The 15839-nt window shown below is 55.3% G+C and carries 15 protein-coding genes; 10 read left to right on the top strand and 5 right to left on the bottom strand.

Annotated features, from left to right (window positions below):
* Positions 1–27: 27 nt before the first annotated feature.
* Genes yidC through rpmH form a run of 4 tightly spaced genes read right to left on the bottom strand, consistent with a single transcriptional unit; the run spans position 28 to position 2413 of the window.
* A complete protein-coding gene (gene yidC, locus IAE27_RS12800; RefSeq protein ID WP_004107212.1) occupies positions 28–1674 on the bottom strand; it encodes a membrane protein insertase YidC in 1647 nt (548 codons plus the stop codon).
* 2 nt (positions 1675–1676) lie between these two features.
* A complete protein-coding gene (gene yidD / locus IAE27_RS12795; RefSeq protein ID WP_004871831.1) occupies positions 1677–1934 on the bottom strand; it encodes a membrane protein insertion efficiency factor YidD in 258 nt (85 codons plus the stop codon).
* Complete coding sequence (gene rnpA, locus IAE27_RS12790; RefSeq protein WP_004871829.1) at positions 1898–2257, bottom strand: ribonuclease P protein component; 360 nt, start codon at positions 2255–2257, stop codon at positions 1898–1900. The genes yidD and rnpA overlap by 37 nt, the downstream gene beginning before the upstream one ends.
* Positions 2258–2272: 15 nt before the next feature.
* A complete protein-coding gene (gene rpmH / locus IAE27_RS12785; protein WP_004871828.1) occupies positions 2273–2413 on the bottom strand; it encodes a 50S ribosomal protein L34 in 141 nt (46 codons plus the stop codon).
* 621 nt (positions 2414–3034) lie between these two features.
* Between rpmH and dnaA the strand changes: the two genes are divergently transcribed.
* The 4 genes from dnaA (at position 3035) to gyrB (ending at position 9205) form a co-directional block, all read left to right on the top strand.
* Complete coding sequence (gene dnaA / locus IAE27_RS12780) at positions 3035–4435, top strand: chromosomal replication initiator protein DnaA (RefSeq protein ID WP_004107208.1); 1401 nt, start codon at positions 3035–3037, stop codon at positions 4433–4435.
* Between the two features lie 4 nt (positions 4436–4439).
* Positions 4440–5540 (top strand): DNA polymerase III subunit beta, encoded by a 1101-nt coding sequence (dnaN, locus tag IAE27_RS12775; protein ID WP_004107206.1) that lies wholly within the window; start codon positions 4440–4442, stop codon positions 5538–5540.
* 148 nt (positions 5541–5688) lie between these two features.
* A complete protein-coding gene (recF, locus tag IAE27_RS12770) occupies positions 5689–6762 on the top strand; it encodes a DNA replication/repair protein RecF (RefSeq protein WP_004107198.1) in 1074 nt (357 codons plus the stop codon).
* A 28-nt stretch (positions 6763–6790) separates the two neighbouring features.
* Positions 6791–9205, top strand: coding sequence for a DNA topoisomerase (ATP-hydrolyzing) subunit B (gene gyrB, locus IAE27_RS12765; RefSeq protein ID WP_004107195.1), 2415 nt, complete (start codon positions 6791–6793; stop codon positions 9203–9205).
* 32 nt (positions 9206–9237) lie between these two features.
* On the opposite strand, the gene IAE27_RS12760 is transcribed toward gyrB, so the two are convergent.
* Positions 9238–10173, bottom strand: coding sequence for a LysR family transcriptional regulator (locus tag IAE27_RS12760; RefSeq protein WP_108704370.1), 936 nt, complete (start codon positions 10171–10173; stop codon positions 9238–9240).
* Positions 10174–10280: 107 nt separating this feature from the next.
* Here IAE27_RS12760 and IAE27_RS12755 point away from each other — a divergent pair, with 107 nt between their 5' ends.
* From IAE27_RS12755 to dgoD, 6 genes are all read left to right on the top strand, one after another.
* A complete protein-coding gene (locus IAE27_RS12755; RefSeq protein WP_004107189.1) occupies positions 10281–11306 on the top strand; it encodes a zinc-dependent alcohol dehydrogenase family protein in 1026 nt (341 codons plus the stop codon).
* 116 nt (positions 11307–11422) lie between these two features.
* Positions 11423–12235 carry a sugar-phosphatase gene (gene yidA / locus IAE27_RS12750; RefSeq protein ID WP_004107186.1) on the top strand — a complete coding sequence of 271 codons (813 nt, stop codon included), beginning with the start codon at positions 11423–11425 and terminating at the stop codon, positions 12233–12235.
* A 243-nt stretch (positions 12236–12478) separates the two neighbouring features.
* Positions 12479–13168, top strand: a complete 690-nt coding sequence (dgoR, locus tag IAE27_RS12745) for a D-galactonate utilization transcriptional regulator DgoR (RefSeq protein WP_004107184.1) — start codon at positions 12479–12481, stop codon at positions 13166–13168.
* Positions 13165–14040: a 2-dehydro-3-deoxygalactonokinase gene (locus tag IAE27_RS12740; protein WP_154022654.1), complete on the top strand. Its 876-nt coding sequence runs from the start codon at positions 13165–13167 to the stop codon at positions 14038–14040. Before dgoR ends, IAE27_RS12740 begins: the two co-directional genes overlap by 4 nt.
* Entirely contained in the window at positions 14024–14641 is a 618-nt protein-coding gene (locus IAE27_RS12735) for a 2-dehydro-3-deoxy-6-phosphogalactonate aldolase (protein ID WP_070556516.1), read from the top strand. Before IAE27_RS12740 ends, IAE27_RS12735 begins: the two co-directional genes overlap by 17 nt.
* Positions 14638–15786: a galactonate dehydratase gene (gene dgoD, locus IAE27_RS12730; protein WP_064370656.1), complete on the top strand. Its 1149-nt coding sequence runs from the start codon at positions 14638–14640 to the stop codon at positions 15784–15786. The genes IAE27_RS12735 and dgoD overlap by 4 nt, the downstream gene beginning before the upstream one ends.
* Positions 15787–15839: the final 53 nt, after the last annotated feature.

Below are 15839 nucleotides of genomic sequence, written 5' to 3'. Positions count from 1 at the left end.
GTAAATACTCAAAATAATTCAAGAGTATCAGGATTTTTTCTTCTCGCGGCTATGCAGACCACGCTTCTCCAGACCACGGTAAATCAGCTGCTGCTGAATAATGGTGACCAGGTTGCTGACGATATAGTAAACCACCAGACCAGACGGGAACCACAGGAAGAACACCGTAAAGATGACCGGCATAAAGGTCATGATCTTCTGCTGCATCGGGTCGGTCACGGTAGTCGGAGACATCTTCTGAATGAAGAACATCGTCGCGCCCATGATGATCGGCAGGATGTAGTACGGGTCTTGCGCAGACAGGTCGTGGATCCACAGGATAAACGGCGCATGACGCAGTTCAACCGAGGCGCTCAGCATGTAGTACAGCGCAAGGAAGATTGGCATCTGGATAATCAGCGGGAAGCAGCCACCCAGTGGGTTAACCTTCTCCGCTTTATACAGGGCCATCATCTCCTGGCTCTGACGCTGCTTGTCGTCGCCCAGACGCTCGCGCATTGCCTGAATCTTCGGCTGCAGCATACGCATCTTCGCCATGGAGGTGTACTGCGCTTTGGTCAGCGGGTACATGATGCCACGAACGATAAAGGTAATGACGATGATGGAGAAGCCCCAGTTGCCCAGATAGCTGTGGATCCATTTCAGCAGCTTGAACAGCGGCTGAGAGATAAACCACAGCCAGCCGTAGTCGACGGTCAGGTCAAGATGCGGCGCAACGGCGGCCATTTTGTCCTGAATGGCCGGGCCGACCCACAGGGTGCTTTCCAGCTTGTCGGTTTGACCCGGCTGGACCAGAACCGGCTGAGATTTGTAGCCGATAGCCACAAGACCGTTGCCAAGGTTCGCGGTATAGAAGTTGTTAGTGCCGTTGTTCTGCGGAACCCATGCGGTAGTAAAGTACTGCTGCAGCATGGCAACCCAACCGTTTTTGGTGCTGACGTTCAGGTTTTCGTTATCAACGATAGTATCGAATTTATATTTTTCGTACTTCGTTTCAGACGTTGAGTACGCCGCGCCACGGAAGGTGTGCATGGTAGTCAGGCCACCGGTCTGGGTGTCGCGATGCGTCGGCAGGTTAGCGGTTTGCTTCAACTGGCCAAAGGTTGAGATTTCCAGCGGTTTTTCGCTGGCGTTCTCTACGCTATAGCCGACGTTCACCGCATATTCACCGCGCTTCAGGGTGAAGGTTTTGGTGAATACGTTGCCTGCTTTATCGGTGTACGTGAGCGGAATGACGATTTCGTTCTGGCCATCAGCCAGCACAAACGCATCTTTATCGACGTTATACAACGGACGCGGTCCGTTTGCCGGATTGTCCGGGCCATCACGACCGGTTAAACCGCTCTGCGCCTGATAGGTAAACTGCGGCGAAGTTTCCAGAAGCTGGAATGGCTCAGTTGATTTCAGCTCTTTCGGATAATCCAGAAGCAGCGCCTGCTCAACATCACCACCGCGGGTGTTGATGGTCAGGTCAAGCACATCGGTTTTTACCGTAATCAGTTTCCCCTGGCCACTGGCCGGTACGCCCTGGTCGGCGGCGCTACCCGTTGCTGTGGTCGTTGTCTGCGTGGTCTGCTGCTGAGGCTGAGGATTGTTATCCTGCTCCCAGGCTTGCCAGATCATGAAAGACACGAACAACAAAGCGATGATAAGAAGATTGCGTTGCGAATCCATCGTTAGTGTTCTCTGGTATCAAATGGTCCAGGCGGGACGGGATCGTCACCACCAGGGTGTAAAGGGTGGCATTTTAATACGCGTTTCACCGTCAACCAACTGCCTTTTATCAATCCAAACCTGCGCAATGCCTCAATTCCGTATTGAGAACAGGTTGGCGTGAAACGGCAGTGCGGCCCGAGTAGCGGACTAATCAGGCGCTGATAGACCCGAATCAGGCCTATCAGGACCCGCGAGCCAGGCGACAGTGGCGGCGCCATAATTTTTCCAACGCTTCCGAGAGAGCACGGTTATCGAGGTCGGCAACCCCTTTCTTCGCCACCACCACGAAATCCATTGGCGGGAGTTCATGTTGACGTAAACGGAAGCTTTCACGCGTCAGACGTTTGATCCGATTGCGTTCATGCGCACGCTTAACGTTTTTCTTGGCGACGGTAAGACCGATGCGGGGATGCCCCAGCGAATTTTGGCGGCCGAGGATGGTGATTTGCGGCGTGCCAGCCCGTAATGGCTGCTGGAAGACGAAAGTGAAATGACTGGGAGTTAACAAACGTAACTCCCTGGGAAATGCGAGCTTAACCACTCAGGGTTAGCTTTATTACTTGGAAACGGTCAGACGAGCGCGGCTTTTAGCACGACGACGTGCCAGAACCTGACGACCATTTTTAGTAGCCATACGAGCACGGAAGCCGTGAGAACGGTTGCGCTTCAGTACAGACGGTTGAAAAGTGCGTTTCATGGCGATTTCTACCTAAACTTGAATAATTTCACTGACTTTCGCGTAAATCCGAACGAATTTCGAACGGCCTACGCCTCAGCGTGGGTGATTAAAGAGGCCGGATTGTAATAATTGTACACTCCGGAGTCAATTCTCTTTCCTTATTTCTCGCACCTTGCCGCACAAAAAACAGGCGATGGCGCGCTGCGGAAAACGGGCATTACGCGCCGGGTGGGGGATTATACGACCTGGTGGATAAAGCGCAAGGATCGTAAAGGATCTTTGTTAGATCGATTAGGCTCAAAACCCGCGTAGCTCATTAATTTTTCCAATATGCGGCTGAAATCGTGCTTCACTCCAGCCAGGATCGATTACACTTATCCAGCTTCGATCCTTCCTGTGGATAAATCGGGAAGAATCTGTTGAGAAACACAAGATCTCTTTCTCAGTTTAGGCTATGATCCCCGGTCCCGATCGGGATCCAGAGATCCGCATCGGGTAATAACCGCAGATAGCGGTTCGCACGTCACCCCTTTTGTGCAGGGGCTTTTCGGCTATGCAGGGTCTTGTCGACGTGTGCCAACAATCACGATTGTTTCAGTTTCTCTTTATATATCGATTTTTGTTCGAGTGGAGTCCGCCGTGTCACTTTCGCTTTGGCAGCAGTGTCTTGCCCGATTGCAGGATGAGTTACCAGCCACAGAATTCAGCATGTGGATACGCCCTTTGCAGGCGGAGTTGAGCGATAACACGCTGGCACTGTATGCGCCAAACCGTTTTGTGCTCGATTGGGTAAGGGATAAATACCTCAATAATATCAATGGACTCCTCAATGATTTTTGCGGTGCGGATGCCCCACAGCTGCGCTTTGAAGTCGGCGCGAAGCCTGCCGTTCAGATGCAGAGAGGCGCGGTAAGCGTTGCCGCGGTCGCCCCTGCGCAGCAGGTTCAGACGGCGCGCGTTGCCCCGACTATCGTGCGTCCAGGCTGGGATAACGTGCCGGCGCCGGCAGAACCGACCTATCGCTCCAACGTCAATGTGAAACATACGTTTGATAACTTCGTCGAGGGTAAATCTAACCAGCTGGCTCGCGCGGCGGCGCGTCAGGTAGCGGATAACCCCGGCGGCGCGTATAACCCGCTGTTTCTTTATGGCGGCACCGGCCTGGGTAAAACTCACCTTTTACACGCGGTTGGTAACGGGATTGTGGCGCGTAAACCCAACGCAAAAGTGGTTTACATGCACTCCGAGCGCTTTGTGCAGGACATGGTAAAAGCTCTGCAAAACAACGCCATTGAAGAATTTAAGCGCTACTACCGCTCCGTTGACGCCCTGCTGATCGATGATATCCAGTTTTTTGCTAATAAAGAGCGCTCGCAGGAAGAGTTTTTCCATACCTTTAACGCCCTGCTGGAAGGCAATCAGCAGATCATCCTGACCTCGGATCGCTATCCGAAGGAGATCAACGGGGTTGAAGATCGTCTGAAATCACGCTTCGGCTGGGGTCTGACGGTTGCGATCGAACCGCCAGAGCTGGAAACTCGCGTGGCGATCCTGATGAAAAAAGCGGATGAAAACGACATCCGCCTGCCGGGCGAAGTGGCGTTCTTTATCGCCAAGCGTCTGCGCTCTAACGTACGTGAGCTCGAAGGGGCGCTGAACCGCGTTATCGCCAATGCTAACTTTACCGGCCGGGCCATCACTATCGACTTCGTCCGCGAAGCGCTGCGCGATCTGTTGGCTTTACAGGAAAAACTGGTCACCATCGACAATATTCAAAAGACGGTGGCGGAGTATTACAAAATTAAGGTAGCGGACCTGCTGTCTAAACGCCGCTCCCGTTCGGTGGCGCGCCCACGCCAGATGGCGATGGCGCTGGCAAAAGAGCTGACCAACCATAGTCTGCCGGAAATCGGCGATGCGTTTGGCGGTCGCGACCATACCACCGTCCTGCACGCTTGCCGCAAGATTGAGCAGTTGCGTGAAGAAAGCCACGATATCAAAGAAGATTTTTCCAATTTAATCAGAACATTATCCTCGTGACGCTATGAAATTTACCGTAGAACGTGAACATTTATTAAAACCGCTGCAACAGGTGAGTGGTCCTTTAGGTGGTCGTCCGACGCTACCGATTCTTGGCAACCTGCTCCTTCAGGTTACCGATGGCGCGCTGTCGCTGACCGGTACCGATCTGGAAATGGAAATGGTCGCGCGCGTTGCGCTGATTCAGCCGCACGAAGCGGGAGCAACAACCGTTCCGGCGCGTAAATTTTTTGATATCTGCCGCGGCCTGCCTGAAGGCGCGGAGATCGCGGTACAGCTGGAAGGCGAACGTATGCTGGTGCGTTCCGGGCGTAGCCGTTTCTCGCTCTCGACGCTACCGGCGGCGGATTTCCCTAACCTTGACGACTGGCAGAGCGAAGTTGAGTTTACCCTGCCGCAGGCGACCATGAAGCGCCTGATTGAGGCGACGCAGTTTTCGATGGCTCACCAGGACGTTCGCTATTACTTAAACGGTATGCTGTTTGAAACCGAAGGCAGCGAACTGCGCACCGTAGCGACCGATGGCCACCGCCTGGCGGTCTGCTCTATGCCGCTGGAAGAGTCCTTGCCCAATCATTCGGTGATCGTGCCGCGTAAAGGCGTGATTGAGCTGATGCGTATGCTTGATGGCGGCGATACGCCGCTGCGCGTACAGATCGGCAGCAACAACATCCGGGCTCACGTTGGCGACTTTATCTTTACTTCGAAGCTGGTCGATGGTCGCTTCCCCGACTATCGCCGCGTACTGCCGAAGAACCCGGACAAGCATCTGGACGCCGGTTGCGATATTCTCAAGCAGGCCTTTGCCCGGGCTGCGATTCTTTCTAACGAAAAATTCCGCGGCGTGCGCCTGTATGTCAGTGAAAATCAGCTGAAAATCACCGCCAATAACCCGGAGCAGGAAGAAGCGGAAGAAATTCTGGACGTTACCTATGCCGGTACGGAAATGGAAATCGGTTTTAACGTCAGCTATGTACTGGATGTGCTGAACGCACTGAAGTGTGAGAACGTACGTATTCTCCTGACGGATTCCGTTTCGAGCGTGCAGATTGAGGATGCGGCTTCGCAATCCGCAGCCTACGTCGTCATGCCCATGCGATTGTAGAATCTGCAAAGGGGCTGGTTTACTTGCCATTTCGCCTTCCGGCAGTGCTCGAAATGCTCACGTACTTCGTGTACGCTCCGCTTTCTGCGCGCTGGCGGTAGACGAACTGGCTGCGACACCTACGCCCCTTGAATGATGACGAGCTGATATGTCGCTATCCCGACTTCTAATCAAAGACTTCCGCAATATTGAAAATGCGGATCTCGCCTTATCCCCCGGCTTTAACTTCCTGGTTGGCGCCAACGGCAGCGGCAAAACCAGCGTGCTTGAAGCTATCTATACGCTCGGCCACGGTCGGGCGTTTCGTAGCTTGCAGATTGGCCGCGTGATTCGTCACGAGCAGGAGTCATTTGTTCTGCACGGTCGCCTGCAGGGCGAAGAGCGAGAAGTCGCCATCGGCCTGACGAAAGATAAGCAGGGCGACAGCAAGGTTCGTATCGACGGCACTGACGGCCATAAAGTGGCGGAGCTGGCGCTTCTGATGCCGATGCAGCTGATTACGCCAGAGGGGTTTACTTTACTCAACGGCGGCCCCAAATACAGAAGAGCGTTCCTTGATTGGGGATGCTTCCACAACGAAGCCGGATTCTTTACCGCCTGGAGCAACCTGAAGCGCCTGGTGAAGCAGCGCAACGCCGCGCTGCGTCAGGTGAGTCGCTATGCCCAGCTGCGGCCATGGGATCTTGAGCTGATCCCGCTGGCGGAGCAAATCAGCCGCTGGCGCGCCGAATATAGCGCCGCTATTGTCGAAGATATGGCGGATACCTGTCGGCAGTTTTTACCTGAGTTCGCCCTCACCTTTTCTTTCCAGCGCGGCTGGGAGAAAGAAACGGATTATGCTGAGGTGCTGGAACGAAATTTCGAACGCGATCGCATGTTAACCTATACCGCGCACGGTCCGCACAAAGCGGATTTCCGCATTCGTGCCGACGGCGCGCCGGTAGAGGATACATTGTCGCGCGGGCAGCTTAAGCTGCTGATGTGCGCCCTGCGGCTGGCGCAAGGTGAGTTTTTGACCCGCGAGAGCGGGCGACGCTGCCTGTACCTGATAGATGATTTTGCCTCGGAACTCGACGACGCGCGGCGCGGGCTGCTGGCCAGCCGTTTAAAAGCCACGCAGTCGCAGGTTTTCGTCAGCGCCATTAGCGCTGAACACGTTATAGACATGTCGGACGAAAATTCGAAGATGTTTACCGTGGAAAAGGGTAAAATAGCGGATTAACCTAAGATTAAATGAGCGAGAAACGTTGATGTCGAATTCTTATGACTCCTCCAGTATCAAAGTCCTGAAAGGGCTGGATGCGGTGCGTAAGCGCCCGGGTATGTATATCGGCGACACGGATGACGGCACCGGTCTGCACCACATGGTATTCGAGGTTGTGGATAACGCTATCGACGAAGCGCTCGCAGGTTACTGTAAAGACATCGTTGTTACGATCCACAGCGATAACTCCGTCTCCGTACAGGATGACGGCCGCGGTATTCCAACCGGTATTCACCCGGAAGAGGGCGTGTCGGCGGCGGAAGTGATCATGACCGTTCTGCACGCAGGCGGTAAATTCGATGATAACTCCTATAAAGTTTCCGGCGGTCTGCACGGCGTAGGCGTTTCCGTTGTTAACGCCCTGTCGCAGAAGCTGGAGCTGGTTATTCAGCGCGATAACAAAATTCACCGTCAGGTTTATGCCCACGGCGTGCCGCAGGCTCCGCTGGCGGTTACCGGCGAAACCGAAAAAACCGGTACCATGGTGCGCTTCTGGCCGAGCTACGAAACCTTTACCAACGTTGTCGAATTCGAATACGAGATTCTGGCAAAACGCCTGCGCGAGCTGTCGTTCCTGAACTCCGGAGTGTCGATTCGCCTGCGCGACAAGCGCGACGGCAAAGAAGATCATTTCCACTACGAAGGCGGTATCAAAGCCTTTGTGGAATATCTGAACAAAAACAAAACGCCGATCCACCCGAATATTTTCTATTTCTCCACTGAAAAAGACGGTATCGGCGTTGAAGTTGCGCTGCAGTGGAACGACGGGTTCCAGGAGAATATCTACTGCTTTACCAACAATATCCCGCAGCGCGACGGCGGTACTCACCTGGCGGGCTTCCGTGCGGCGATGACGCGTACCCTGAACGCCTATATGGATAAAGAAGGCTACAGCAAAAAAGCGAAAGTCAGCGCTACCGGCGACGACGCCCGTGAAGGCCTGATTGCCGTGGTTTCCGTGAAGGTGCCGGATCCGAAATTCTCCTCGCAGACCAAAGACAAGCTGGTCTCCTCTGAGGTGAAATCGGCGGTCGAACAGCAGATGAACGAACTGCTGAACGAGTACCTGCTGGAAAACCCGTCTGACGCAAAAATCGTTGTGGGCAAAATCATCGATGCCGCCCGTGCGCGTGAAGCCGCGCGCCGCGCGCGTGAAATGACCCGCCGTAAAGGCGCGCTGGATCTGGCTGGCCTGCCGGGCAAACTGGCGGATTGCCAGGAACGCGACCCGGCACACTCTGAACTGTACTTAGTGGAAGGGGACTCTGCGGGCGGCTCTGCTAAGCAGGGGCGTAACCGTAAGAACCAGGCGATTCTGCCGCTGAAGGGGAAAATCCTCAACGTTGAGAAAGCGCGCTTTGACAAAATGCTCGCTTCGCAGGAAGTGGCGACGCTGATTACCGCGCTGGGCTGCGGCATTGGTCGCGACGAGTACAACCCGGACAAACTGCGCTACCACAGCATCATCATCATGACCGATGCGGACGTCGACGGCTCGCACATTCGTACGCTGCTGTTGACCTTCTTCTACCGTCAGATGCCGGAAATCGTTGAGCGCGGCCACGTCTATATTGCCCAGCCGCCGCTGTACAAAGTGAAGAAAGGCAAGCAAGAACAGTACATTAAAGACGATGAGGCGATGGATCAGTACCAAATCTCCATCGCGCTGGATGGCGCAACGCTGCACACCAACGCCAACGCGCCGGCCCTGGCCGGAGAGCCGCTGGAGAGACTGGTTGCCGAGTATAACGCCACGCAGAAAATGATTACGCGTATGGAACGTCGTTATCCTAAAGCGCTGCTCAAAGAGCTTATCTATCAGCCGACGCTCGCAGAGGCCGACCTGGCGAATGAGCAGACCGTGACGCGCTGGATCAACGCCCTGGTGAGCGAGCTGAATGAGAAAGAGCAGCACGGCAGCCAGTGGAAATTTGATGTCCGCGAGAACGCCGAGCTGCAGCAGTTTGAGCCGATCGTTCGCGTGCGTACCCACGGCGTGGATACCGATTATCCGCTGGATCATGAGTTTGTCACCGGGCCGGAATACCACCGTATCTGCGCGCTGGGCGAAACGCTGCGCGGTCTGATTGAAGAGGATGCCTTTATTGAGCGCGGCGAACGCCGTCAGCCGGTTGCCAGCTTTGAACAGGCGCTGGACTGGCTGGTGAAAGAGTCGCGCCGCGGCCTCTCTATCCAGCGCTATAAAGGTCTTGGCGAGATGAACCCGGATCAGCTGTGGGAAACCACTATGGACCCGGATAGCCGCCGCATGCTGCGCGTGACCGTGAAGGATGCGATTGCCGCTGACCAGCTGTTCACCACCCTGATGGGTGACGCCGTTGAACCGCGTCGCGCCTTTATCGAAGAGAACGCCCTCAAAGCGGCGAACATCGATATTTAATCGTCGTCTACAGCCCTACTCAGGCCGCGCGTTTAGCGCGGCTTTTTTGCGGGCGCAGGCATATCCAGCGACATCACGGACGGTAAACGGCTGGCGAGCATATCGACGGCAATTCTCACCCTCAGCGGTAGATGCGGCGTCTGTTGCCAGACCGCATGAACGTCGAAGCGCACATCCGGCGCTTGCTTTAAAAGCGGGACGAGTTTTCCCTGATGAATTTCTTTGCTGGCCATCCAGCAGGGCAGCCATGCAATGCCGTGGCCGGCCAGCGCAGCGTCGCAGATTGCCTGCAAATCATCCATATTGAGCGATGAACGGGGAGTAAAGGTGTGCGAGACTCCTTCTTTATCCATCAGCTGCCAGGATAGCACTCTGCCTGCTTGCAGATAGTTAATGGCCGTATGGTGGGGTAAATCATCAACGCTTTGTGGCAGCCCCTTCTTCAGCAGGTAATCCGGCGCGGCGCACAGCACCATGCGGTGTTCTCCCAGCTTTCTGGCGACCAGAACGCTGCTGTCCTGAAGGGGGCCGTTACGCACCGCCATATCAAACCCTTCCTCGACGAGATCCACCACACGATCGCTGAATGACATCTCCAGCTCGAGACCTGGGTGTTCCTGCGCAAGCTCGATCAGCAGTGGGGCCACGCACTGGCGACCAAACAGCACCGGCATGGCCACACGCAGGCGGCCACTAACCTGCTGTTTCCCTGTTTCCAGCAGCGACTCTGCTCCACGAATTTCCTCCAGCGCGCGCTGACAACGTTCATAAAAAAGGGCGCCGTTGTCGGTCAGGCTTTGGCTGCGGGTCGTACGTTGAAACAGACGTACCCCCAACCGCTCTTCAAGCCGAGCGATACTCTTTCCTACCGCCGAGCGCGACAAATGCAAACGAATTGCGGCCTGAGAAAAACTTCCCGCCTCAACGGCGGCCACAAAAACCGGAATATCCTTCAGCGTATCGGTCATGGATTGTATCTTTTCAGTCACCAATAGAGGGAAAACTTATCGCCACTGGTTACCCATGGTCAACGGTAAACTGTCACTTCAAGCTTATTTGATGGCAGGAGTGAAAAATGACGCAGACAATGCAACGCTGGTCTATGGACGCCCTCGGGCGTGAGAACCTCAATCTTATTCAGGCGCCTGTTCCGCAGCCGGGCCCGGGTGAAGTCCGCGTGCGGGTGAATGCCGTTGCGCTCAACTATCGCGATAAGATGGTCATTGAAGGCACCATGCCTATTGCGCTTTCCTTCCCGTTTACGCCGGCGTCTGATATGGCGGGCGTGGTGGAGAGCACGGGTGAGGGCGTCACGCGTTTCAAACCCGGCGCTCGGGTGATCTCCACCTTTTTCCCGGAGTGGATCGACGGTAGACCAGCGTCAGATGCCCGCACTTTGCCTTATAAAACCACCGGCGGGTACTTCCAGGGCATGCTGGCTGAGTACGTGGTTGTGAATGAAAACTGGCTGGTGGCTGCACCGGAAACCCTTGATGATGCAGAGGCCAGCACGCTCCCTTGTGCAGGGCTTACCGCATGGTTCGCGCTGGTGGAACGCGGTCATTTACACGCCGGGCAATCGGTGCTGGTACAGGGGACGGGCGGTGTGGCGATATTCGCTTTGCAAATTGCAAAAGCACAGGGGGCAAAGGTTTTTGTCACATCAGGAAGTGATGAAAAACTGGCGCGGGCTAAACAACTTGGCGCCGATCATGGGATAAACCGGCTCAAAAGTGATTGGACGGAAGGAATTTACGAACTGACCGCCGATCGCGGCATCGATCATATTATTGAAACCGTTGGCGGGGAGAATCTGCGACATTCCCTGCGCGCCGTTGCGGTTCATGGTCGCATATCGGTCATTGGCGTGCTGGCCGGGAGTGAAATCTCGCTACCGGCTGGCGAACTGTTGCTGAAATCCCCGGTGATTCAGGGTATTGGTGTCGGGCACCGTCGTGCGCTGGAAGATTTCGTCCGCGCCGTTGACGTGACCGGGTTAAAACCGGTGATTGAACACCGTTACCGTTTTAACCAGCTTGAACAGGCGCTTGAACATCTCGATCGCGGGGCGTTTGGTAAAATCGTTCTGACCCGCGAGTAAGATCCCGGTCCCCGGGTTCTGCCTAAAAAGAGGGTGTTCCGCTGCGTAATGTAGCTCTGTTTTTGTAGGCTTAATCGCGTTAGCATGAGTAAGGACTCATCTTACCCGGGGATTTCATGGCTATTAAACTAATCGCAATCGATATGGACGGCACGCTGCTGCTGCCTGACCATACCATCTCTCCTGCGGTGAAAACCGCGATTGCCGCAGCCCGCGAACGCGGCGTCAACGTGGTGTTAACCACCGGACGACCTTACGCAGGTGTGCACAGCTACCTGAAAGAACTGCATATGGAGCAGCCGGGAGATTACTGCATCACCTACAACGGCGCTTTAGTACAGAAGGCAAGCGACGGCAGTACCGTTGCGCAAACCGCGCTGGGCTACGACGACTATCGCTATCTGGAACAGCTGGCCCGTGATGTCGGCTCCCACTTCCACGCGCTGGATCGTAATACCCTGTATACCGCTAACCGCGATGTAAGCTATTACACGGTGCATGAATCCTACGTGGCGACAATCCCGCTGGTCTTCTGCGAAGCCGAAAATATGGATCCCAACATCCAGCTGTTGAAAGTGATGATGATCGATGAACCGGCCATTCTGGACCAGGCTATCGCCCGCATCCCGGCTGAAGTGAAAGAGAAATACACCGTGCTGAAAAGCGCGCCCTACTTCCTGGAAATCCTTGATAAACGCGTCACCAAAGGCACCGGCGTGAAATCGCTGGCCGATACGCTGGGTATCAAGCCGGAAGAGGTGATGGCGATTGGCGATCAGGAAAATGACATTGCAATGATCGAATATGCAGGCGTCGGCGTGGCGATGGACAACGCGATCCCTGCCGTCAAAGAAGCGGCAAACTTTATCACCAAATCCAATCTGGAAGACGGTGTGGCATATGCTATTGAAAAATATGTCTTAAACTAAAAATCGTTTTCTGAAAAACCCGCGTTTATCGCGGGTTTTTTTATACCCTGAGTTTACCCCGCCAGAAAATCTTCATGCCTGATTGTCGTTTTTGTGATCTAAATTGTAGTACAACATGTTTGTATTGTACTACATTGTGCCCATGGCGATGACGAGTGGTATCACGTTAGTACTACAAAGTTGCGGTCAAATCCGCCTGTCGCGGTAAAGTAGAGAGGTACATCCAGAGCACAAGGACTCTCCATGACTCTCAATAAAACCGATCGCATCGTCATCACGCTGGGCAAGCAGATTGTCAGCGGTAAATACGTTCCCGGCTCTGCGCTGCCCGCGGAAGCCGAGCTGTGTGAGGAGTTTGCTACCTCGCGCAATATCATTCGCGAAGTGTTCCGGTCATTGATGGCCAGGCGACTGATTGAAATGAAGCGCTATCGCGGCGCATTCGTTGCCTCGCGCAACCAGTGGAATTATCTCGACACCGACGTTTTACAGTGGGTGCTGGAGAGCGATTACGACCCGCGGCTGATTAGCGCGATGAGCGAGGTACGTAATCTGGTTGAACCGGCGATAGCCCGCTGGGCGGCAGAGCGCGCAACATCGAGCGACCTGGCGCAAATAGAAGAAGCGCTCAACGACATGATCGCCAACAACCAGGACAGGGAAGCGTTTAACGAAGCGGATATTCGCTACCACGAGGCGGTGCTGCAGTCGGTACATAACCCGGTACTGCAACAGCTCAACGTGGCGATCAGCTCGCTACAGCGGGCGGTATTTGAAAGGACCTGGATGGGCGATGAGGCCAACATGCCGAAAACGCTCCAGGAACATAAGGCGCTGTTTGACGCCATCCGGCATCAGGACAGCGAAGCGGCGGAGCAGGCGGCGCTCACCATGATCGCCAGCTCGACACGAAGGTTAAAGGAAATCACATGACATCTCGCTACATCGCAATTGACTGGGGATCGACAAACCTGCGCGCCTGGCTTTATCAGGGCGAGCAGTGTCTGGAGAGCAGGCAATCGGAAGCAGGCGTCACGCGCCTGAACGGACACTCCTCCGCAGCGGTGTTTAGCGAAATAACCGCGGGCTGGCGCGACAGCGCTACCCCGGTAGTGATGGCGGGAATGGTCGGCAGTAATGTCGGCTGGAAGGCGGCGCCCTACCTGCCGGTTCCCGTCCATTTTTCCGCCATTGGCGAACAATTAACCGCTGTTAGCGACCAGGTCTGGATTATTCCCGGACTCAGCGTCTCTCGCGACGATAACCATAATGTGATGCGCGGCGAAGAGACTCAGCTCCTCGGCGCGCGGGCAATAGCTCCTTCCTCCGTCTACGTTATGCCCGGCACCCACTGCAAATGGGTGCAGGCTGACCGCCAACAAATTAGCGACTTTCGCACGGTGATGACCGGCGAACTCCACCACCTGCTGCTGCGCCACTCGCTGGTCGGCGCCGGGATACCGGAGCAGGTCTCAGCTCCTGACGCGTTTAACGCCGGGCTTGAGCGCGGCCTGCATTCGCCAGACATCCTGCCGCAGCTTTTTGAGGTACGCGCTGCGCACGTGCTGGGCTCACTGCCGCGCGAACAGGTGAGCGAATTTCTCTCCGGCCTGCTGATTGGCGCGGAAGTCGCCACCATGAGCGCCCATTTCCACGATCGCCAGGTCACCCTCGTTGCCGGAGAGGCGCTGGCAGACCGCTATCAGCAGGCGCTTGGCGCTATCGGCCGTCAGACGACCGTGGTGTCAGGCGACACCGCATTTCAGACCGGAATAAGGAGCATCGCCCATGCAGTGGCAAACTAAACTACCGCTTATCGCTATTCTGCGCGGCATTACGCCGGAAGAGGCGCTGGAACATGTCGGCGCCGTCATTGATGTTGGCTTCGACGCCGTTGAAATCCCGCTCAATTCTCCGCAGTGGGAAAAAAGCATTTCCGCCGTTGTTGAGGCTTATGGCGACAGAGCGCTGATAGGCGCGGGCACCGTACTTAAGCCTGAACGTGTGGACAGGCTTGCCGAAATGGGCTGCAGGCTTATCGTTACGCCCAATATTCAGCCAGAGGTGATTCGCCGCGCGGTGAGCTTCGGCATGACCGTTTGTCCCGGATGCGCGACGGCGACGGAAGCTTTTACCGCGCTGGATGCTGGCGCACAGGCTTTAAAAGTATTCCCTTCCTCGGCTTTTGGCCCTGACTACATCAAAGCGCTAAAAGCCGTTTTGCCGCCGGAGGTGCCCGTTTTCGCCGTGGGCGGCGTGACGCCGGAGAACCTGGCGCAGTGGCTAAAAGCTGGTTGTACCGGTGCCGGGCTGGGCAGCGATCTCTATCGCGCCGGGCAATCCGTAGAGCGTACCGCACGGCAGGCGGCAGCATTTGTTAAAGCGTATCGAGAGGCAGTGCAATGAAAATAACCAAACTCACCACGTATCGTTTACCCCCGCGCTGGATGTTTTTAAAAATTGAAACCGACGAAGGCGTGATTGGCTGGGGCGAGCCCGTGATTGAAGGGCGCGCGCGCACCGTGGAGGCAGCGGTGCATGAGCTCGGCGATTATCTGATAGGCCAGGATCCGGCGCGGATTAACGACCTGTGGCAGGTGATGTACCGCGCGGGCTTTTATCGCGGCGGCCCGATTTTAATGAGCGCCATTGCCGGTATCGACCAGGCCCTGTGGGATATTAAAGGCAAAGTGCTGAATGCCCCGGTCTGGCAGCTGATGGGGGGCCTGGTACGTGACAAAATCAAAGCCTACAGCTGGGTTGGCGGCGATCGGCCGGCAGAAGTGATTGACGGTATCAAAAAGCTGCGCGGAATTGGTTTTGATACCTTTAAATTAAATGGCTGCGAGGAGCTGGGGCTGATCGATAATTCTCGGGCGGTGGACGCTGCGGTGAATACCGTGGCGCAAATTCGCGAAGCGTTCGGCAATGAAATTGAATTTGGTCTCGATTTCCACGGTCGCGTGAGCGCGCCGATGGCGAAGGTACTTATCAAAGAGCTGGAGCAATATCGCCCGCTATTTATTGAAGAGCCGGTTCTTGCCGAGCAGGCAGAATACTATCCGCGGCTGGCGGCGCAAACCTCGATTCCTATTGCGGCGGGCGAACGCATGTTCTCGCGCTTCGAGTTTAAACGCGTGCTGGAAGCCGGTGGGCTGGCTATTCTGCAACCCGACCTGTCGCACGCCGGCGGTATTACCGAGTGCTATAAAATCGCTGGAATGGCTGAGGCCTATGACGTGGCGTTGGCGCCGCACTGCCCGCTGGGACCCATTGCGCTTGCCGCCTGTTTACATGTCGATTTTGTCTCCTATAACGCCGTCTTCCAGGAGCAAAGTATGGGCATTCACTATAACAAGGGGGCGGAATTACTCGACTTTGTAAAAAATAAAGAAGACTTCAATATGGAAGGCGGCTTCTTTAAACCATTAATGAAGCCAGGGCTTGGCGTAGAGATCGATGAAGCGCGGGTAATTGAATTAAGTCAAAATGCGCCGGACTGGCGTAATCCGTTGTGGCGGCATGAGGATGGTAGCGTCGCGGAATGGTAAATGCTCTTCATATTTCACGCCACAGGTGCGTTGGCTGCGATTGCGCACCCCGG

Origin of the sequence: Klebsiella sp. S69 (assembly GCF_016516145.1) — a bacterium.
GTDB lineage: Bacteria > Pseudomonadota > Gammaproteobacteria > Enterobacterales > Enterobacteriaceae > Klebsiella > Klebsiella oxytoca.
The sequence above is the reverse complement of the archived record's forward strand: the minus strand, read 5'-3'. Positions and strand labels throughout refer to the sequence as shown.

Bases quoted from the DNA above. Each gene is read 5' to 3' on its own strand.
- yidC (WP_004107212.1), bottom strand. From the start codon at position 1,674: ATGGATTCGCAACGCAATCTTCTTATCATCGCTTTGTTGTTCGTGTCT.
- yidD (WP_004871831.1), bottom strand. From the start codon at position 1,934: ATGGCGCCGCCACTGTCGCCTGGCTCGCGGGTCCTGATAGGCCTGATT.
- rpmH (WP_004871828.1), bottom strand. From the start codon at position 2,413: ATGAAACGCACTTTTCAACCGTCTGTACTGAAGCGCAACCGTTCTCAC.
- dnaN (WP_004107206.1), top strand. From the start codon at position 4,440: ATGAAATTTACCGTAGAACGTGAACATTTATTAAAACCGCTGCAACAG.
- recF (WP_004107198.1), top strand. From the start codon at position 5,689: ATGTCGCTATCCCGACTTCTAATCAAAGACTTCCGCAATATTGAAAAT.
- gyrB (WP_004107195.1), top strand. From the start codon at position 6,791: ATGTCGAATTCTTATGACTCCTCCAGTATCAAAGTCCTGAAAGGGCTG.
- IAE27_RS12760 (WP_108704370.1), bottom strand. From the start codon at position 10,173: ATGACCGATACGCTGAAGGATATTCCGGTTTTTGTGGCCGCCGTTGAG.
- IAE27_RS12755 (WP_004107189.1), top strand. From the start codon at position 10,281: ATGACGCAGACAATGCAACGCTGGTCTATGGACGCCCTCGGGCGTGAG.
- yidA (WP_004107186.1), top strand. From the start codon at position 11,423: ATGGCTATTAAACTAATCGCAATCGATATGGACGGCACGCTGCTGCTG.
- dgoR (WP_004107184.1), top strand. From the start codon at position 12,479: ATGACTCTCAATAAAACCGATCGCATCGTCATCACGCTGGGCAAGCAG.
- IAE27_RS12740 (WP_154022654.1), top strand. From the start codon at position 13,165: ATGACATCTCGCTACATCGCAATTGACTGGGGATCGACAAACCTGCGC.
- IAE27_RS12735 (WP_070556516.1), top strand. From the start codon at position 14,024: ATGCAGTGGCAAACTAAACTACCGCTTATCGCTATTCTGCGCGGCATT.
- dgoD (WP_064370656.1), top strand. From the start codon at position 14,638: ATGAAAATAACCAAACTCACCACGTATCGTTTACCCCCGCGCTGGATG.